We start from the raw sequence: 3,047 nt of genomic DNA, 5'->3' as shown, positions 1-3,047 counted from the left end.
CAGCGCGTCCTCCTCGGTCAGGCGCTGGCGCGTCTGCGCGCCCAAACGCACCCCCGCTTGCGAGACGCCGCCGGGCACCACCAGCATGATGTTGGAGCCCAGCGCCTGCATCTGCTCTTGCACCCGGTCCGTCGCCCCCTGCCCCACCGCCACCATGGCAATCACCGCCCCCACGCCGATGATGATTCCGAGCATGGTCAACACGCTGCGCAGCGCATTGGCCGCCAGCGCCCGCCACGCACTGCGAAAAGCCGCCCACGCACTCATGCCGAACCTCCAATAATTGGGGTCAGATCCCGATTTTTCCGATTGTTTTCATCAGCCACCAAGCGCCCGTCTTTGAACAGCAAACGCCTCCGCGCCCAGGCCGCCATGTCGGCTTCGTGCGTGACCAAAATCACCGTGATGCCCTGGCGGTTCAGCGCATCGAGCAATTGCATGACCTCTGCGCTGGTTTCGGAATCGAGCGCGCCGGTGGGCTCATCGGCCAGGATCAGCGCGGGCTCATTCACCAGTGCCCGGGCAATCGCCACCCGCTGCTGCTGCCCGCCCGATAGCTGCGACGGGCTGTGGCTGCTCCGGTCAGCCAAGCCCACGCGCCGTAGCGCGGCCAAGGCACGGCGGCTGCGCTCGGGCTGGCGCACACCGGCGTACAACAAGGGCAGCTCGACGTTCTCCAAGGCCGAGGTACGCGGCATCAAGTTGAACTGCTGGAATACAAAGCCCATGCGCCGGTTGCGCAGTGCGGCAAGCGCATCGGGGTCGCGGTCTTGTACGGGAACGCCATCCAGCAAATAGCGGCCGGAGGTGGGCGTATCCAGGCAACCCAGAATATTCATCAGCGTGGACTTACCCGAACCCGAGGCACCCATGATGGCGACGAACTCGCCCGCTGCAATCTCCAGATCCACGCTGCGCAGCGCGTGCACGGTTTGCCCGGCCGCATAGACCTTGCTGACATCGCGCAGCACGATCAGCGGCAGCGCAGCGGTGGATGCTTGCACGGCGCTTAGAAGTGCGGGCGTGCGCCCGCGGGCTTGGTCGCGGCCGCAGGCGGGGTTTTCACAGCCACCAGCACCTCGGTACCGGCTGCCAAGTCAGCGCCCAGGGGTGCTTGCGGGTCGTCCACCAGCTCGGTGAGGCTGCCGTCGCTGATGCCCGCGCGCACTGCCAAGGCACGCGGCTTGCCCGCAGCGTCCAGCACATACACCCGGCCCAGACCCTTGCCTTTGACGGCAGGGTCCACGCCCGCGATGCGCAGACGCAGCGCGCCGTTAGGGACGCGCAAAACATCAGGCCGCTCCTGCGTGACCACACGCACATTGGCCGTCATGCCCGGCAGCAAGCGGCCGTCGGTATTGGCGTAGCTGAGCACGGCAACATAGGTCACCACATTGGCCACATTGAGCGCCGCCTTGCGCACCTGGCGCACTTCGGCGCTGAAGGTTTGGCCGGGAAATGCGTCCACCGTGAAGGTAGCTTTTTGTCCGACCACCAGGCGGCCCACATCGCTCTCGTCAATCGCCGCCTCCACCTGCATGTCACGCAAGTTTTTGGCGATGATGAACAGCTCGGGCGACTGCAAGCTGCTGGCCACGGTCTGGCCGCGCTCAATGGCCCGCTTGATCACAATGCCAGCAACCGGCGAGGTAATGCGCGTGCGCCCCAAATCGATACCGGCCTGGGCGAGGGCCGCTTTGCGCTGCGCCACCGTAGCTTGCGCCTGTTTCACTTGCGCCTGGGCCACGCCCACTTGCGCCTGTACCGCTTTCAGCGCCTCGGCATTGGTGCTGGCCAAAGCCCGCACCCGCTCGCCCTCTGCCTGCGCCACGAACTGCTTGTCGACCAGGCCCTGCGTGCGCGCATCATTGCGCTGCGCCTCGCGCAAATCCACCTGCGCGCGAGAGACCTGGGCTTGCGCCGCCAGCGCATTGGCCTGCGCCGTCAGCACGGCGGCTTGCGCGGCCTCCAGGTCGGCCTGCGCGGCGCGCACCCGGAAGTCAAAAGTCTGCGGGTCGATTTGCGCCAGCAACTGCCCGGCCTGCACCTCGTCATTGAAATCCACCAGCACATCGCGGATCTGCCCGCTGACCTGGGTGCCCACAGTCACCAGCGCCACCGGGTTGACCGCACCCGTTGCCGCCACGACCGCTTGCAAATCCCCCCGGCTGACCGGCGCGCTGCGGTATTCCACGCCCGCAGGCGCGCCCCGGTACCACCAGCCGAGCACCAAAGCCAGCACCAGCAGCAGAAAGCCGCCTGTCCACACAATTTTCTTCATGCCGGGATTGTAGGAAGGGGGTATGACCCCCCGTCTAAAATCCCCCAATGACCTCCCCCTCTCCCGCAAAAGCCCCAGAAACCCCTGAAACGCCCAGATCCAGCAACTTTTTGCGGCAAGTGATTGAGGGTGATCTGGCACGCGGCACCTATGCCAGCCGCCACTGGGCCGGCAGCCCGGGCGACGCAGCCCACCACGCTGCGGGCGAACCCGACCCGGCCAAAATCCGCACCCGTTTCCCGCCCGAGCCCAACGGCTATTTGCACGTGGGCCACGCCAAAAGCATTTGCCTGAACTTTGGGCTGGCGCGCGACTACGGCGGCGTTTGCCACATGCGCTTTGACGACACCAACCCGGAAAAAGAAGACACCGAGTACGTGAACTCGATCCTGGACGCGGTGCGCTGGCTGGGCTTTGGCTGGGACGCCAACGGCACATCGCATTTGTTCCAGGCCAGCGATTACTTCGACTTTATGTACCGCGCTGCCGAGTATTTGATCGAGGCCGGTCACGCCTATGTGGACGAACAAAGCGCCGAGGAGATGCGCTTCAACCGGGGCGACTTCGGCAAGCCCGGCGTCAACAGCCCGTTCAGAGGCCGCAGCCCGGCCGAGAACTTGGCGCGCTTTCGCGAAATGAAGGGCGGCCTGCACGCCGACGGCGCGATGGTCTTGCGCGCCAAGATCGACATGGCCAGCCCCAACATCAATATGCGCGACCCGGCCATCTACCGCATCCGCCGCGCCACCCACCACAACACCGGCGA

Annotated in this window: 4 protein-coding genes; 1 reads left to right on the top strand and 3 read right to left on the bottom strand. The window is 65.7% G+C overall.

Translation table 11 applies throughout. The features are described from left to right. From ABWP84_RS18525 to ABWP84_RS18515, 3 genes are all read right to left on the bottom strand, one after another. The coding region (locus tag ABWP84_RS18525) for an ABC transporter permease (protein ID WP_353213500.1) at positions 1 to 267 on the bottom strand (267 nt) is incomplete at its 3' end. Next, a complete protein-coding gene (locus ABWP84_RS18520) occupies positions 264 to 1,004 on the bottom strand; it encodes an ABC transporter ATP-binding protein (protein ID WP_353213499.1) in 741 nt (246 codons plus the stop codon). The genes ABWP84_RS18520 and ABWP84_RS18525, both read right to left, overlap by 4 nt. 5 nt (positions 1,005 to 1,009) lie before the next feature. Continuing rightward, positions 1,010 to 2,281, bottom strand: coding sequence for an efflux RND transporter periplasmic adaptor subunit (locus ABWP84_RS18515; protein ID WP_353213498.1), 1,272 nt, complete (start codon positions 2,279 to 2,281; stop codon positions 1,010 to 1,012). A 47-nt stretch (positions 2,282 to 2,328) separates the two neighbouring features. Between ABWP84_RS18515 and ABWP84_RS18510 the strand changes: the two genes are divergently transcribed. Beyond that, the coding region (locus tag ABWP84_RS18510) for a glutamate--tRNA ligase family protein (RefSeq protein ID WP_353213497.1) at positions 2,329 to 3,047 on the top strand (719 nt) is incomplete at its 3' end.

It is taken from the genome of Rhodovarius sp. (genome assembly GCF_040399605.1).
GTDB lineage: Bacteria > Pseudomonadota > Alphaproteobacteria > Acetobacterales > Acetobacteraceae > Rhodovarius > Rhodovarius crocodyli_A.
The sequence above is the reverse complement of the archived record's forward strand: the minus strand, read 5'-3'. Positions and strand labels throughout refer to the sequence as shown.